This window comes from Mycobacterium sp., assembly GCF_050701675.1.
Classification (GTDB): Bacteria; Actinomycetota; Actinomycetes; order Mycobacteriales; family Mycobacteriaceae; genus Mycobacterium.
The window spans coordinates 1-2,039 of sequence record NZ_JBOGDD010000335.1; the positions used below are offsets into that span (position 1 = coordinate 1).

At 64.7% G+C, this 2,039-nt stretch carries 2 protein-coding genes; both read right to left on the reverse strand.

Annotated elements, in window-relative coordinates; genetic code table 11:
* Positions 1–1,389, reverse strand: a 1,389-nt coding sequence (locus ACRDUX_RS09895; protein WP_526413387.1) for a DUF1254 domain-containing protein, incomplete at its 3' end; no start/stop codon positions are given.
* Positions 1,390–1,556: 167 nt separating this feature from the next.
* On the reverse strand, positions 1,557–2,039 hold a 483-nt coding region (locus tag ACRDUX_RS09900; RefSeq protein ID WP_526413389.1), incomplete at its 5' end, for a hypothetical protein.

A 2,039-nucleotide genomic window follows, 5' to 3' on the forward strand; every position in this document is an offset into this window, starting at 1 on the left:
CTTCCACGCCTTCTCGAACAGTTCCTTCCTGGGCCCGTAGAGCCGGAACAGAAGTTCGAACCGCCGCTTCGGATCCGTCGGCACCCAATTGGATTCCTTACCCGCCGGTGCCTTGGGGCCGAAGTAGATGTCCAGCGATCCGTCGGCGTTCTTCTGCACTGCCGTGTCGTTCGACGCGAGGCTCGGGCGGGACACCCCGCGGATCAGCGCGTGCGTCTCGCGGTCGTACGCGGTCGCCGACCAGTACTGCTCCACCGGTGCGTTCGCCGGCACCCGCAGGCGATAGGTCTTGTTGCCTTCGAGCGGTTCTCCCGCGCGATCGCTGATGTCCACGAGATAGAACTGGCCCCCGCCGAAGACCTTCGGGCTGAAATACGCCATGTGGTACATCACCGCCCGGCCGTCGACGCCGTATTCGTTCGGCTCGGCGAAGCCGGAGCCGAGGCCGTCGCGTGTCTCCGACGGGACGGGCACTGCCCAGCGTGTGCCCGCAAAGAACGGCGGAGCGAAGCCGCGCTCGTATTTCAGCGCGATCACTTCGTGCGCTTCGCGCGCCGCGCCGTCGAGGATCTTGCGCGTGTTGGCATCCGGCTTGAACGGCTTGCCCTTTTCGATGCCGACCGTCTTCAGGACGTCGATCATCGCCTTGTCGCGCGTGAGCCACGGCTCGGCCTGCACGAAGCGGTCGAGCAGCTCTAAGAACGTCGCGTCGTACGGGATGGTTGCGTCGAACGGCTTGTCGTACGCGTCCACGAACACCGTCGAATCAGGATTGCTTCCCAGCGGGTAGACGCGGACGCGCTTGCCGTGCTCAACGGCCGACTTGATGTCGGCATCGCTGCGGCTCTTGAAGTTCGATCGCAGGATCACGAAGCCCCGGTACGTCTCGGACGGCAACACGATGTAGCCGTCCGGTACCTTCTCCTTGTAGCCCGGCGGTGTGATGAGGTACTTCGCACCCTGCCCCTTGTCCGCGCCAGCGGGGCCGACGTCTGCCAGCGCGTTCTGCCAGGCGACGTCGAAGCTGCCCACGATTACTTGGTCCGCATCCGCAGGCGGAATCTCGACCACCACCGGGCCGTTCTTCGTGTCGTAGAACGGGTTGAGGTAGATCGTGTCCGGATTGGGCGTGAGGGTCTGATTCTTCCAGTTCACCGGCCTCGACCAGTAGACGACCTGGTTTGCCTTCGCGCCGTTGTCGATCGCCGCCTGCAACATCCGCTCGTAGTTCACGGCCGGCATGCCCCAGATGACGGCCTCGATGGCACGTCGTTCGATCATGCGATCAGCAAGGTCGTTGGCGGAGGGAGTCTGTGCTGGAGCGGAACGACCGAGGGCGATCAAGGCCAGCGTCACTAGGAGCGCGTAGGGCAGAAGTATGCGTTTCATGACTCCTCGACTTGTCTGAGCAGCGCTGTCACGAGGAATGCCGCGCGGTTCGCTCCATATACTAGTGCGGCGCGCAGCAGGTTTCAGTGCCGCACAACGGATGGCCGCTAAGCTGCGGCCGCGCGTGATGCTACCACGCGCTGTGTCGAGCCTGGCCGCTCGCGCGCCTACAGAGAAGGGAGTTCGAGGGCAAGGAGACGCCGCGCAGCCTCGAGACGCTGCTCCTCAGGCAGACCCGAGAGCCCCATCGAATCTATTTCGATCTGCAGGAGCTGTGCGGCGAGCTCGTCGGGCGAGGCGTTTCGCCGGACCATCGAGTAGATCGTGCCGATGTCGCTGTCGTACTCGTCCGCGGCCGTGTGAGCGACGCCGATCGGATCCCACTCCGCGTTGAGCACGGAACGCACGCGGTCCTGGATGTCGATCCACGCGCGCCCGGCGGATTCGACGCGGAGAAGCTCGCCGCCTTCGACGACCGCGACGAACTCTGAGTTGGGAGTGCGAAGAGCTGCCGGCACGCGCTCGGCGGGGACCTCCCGCTCTTCTTGGCCGAAGCGCACCCTGAGGTGGCCAGGAGCGCCGGAGCCGGTGACAACAGCTTCGACTCGTCTCTCACCCATCGCGATATCCGTTCCGCGGCTGTCTAACGT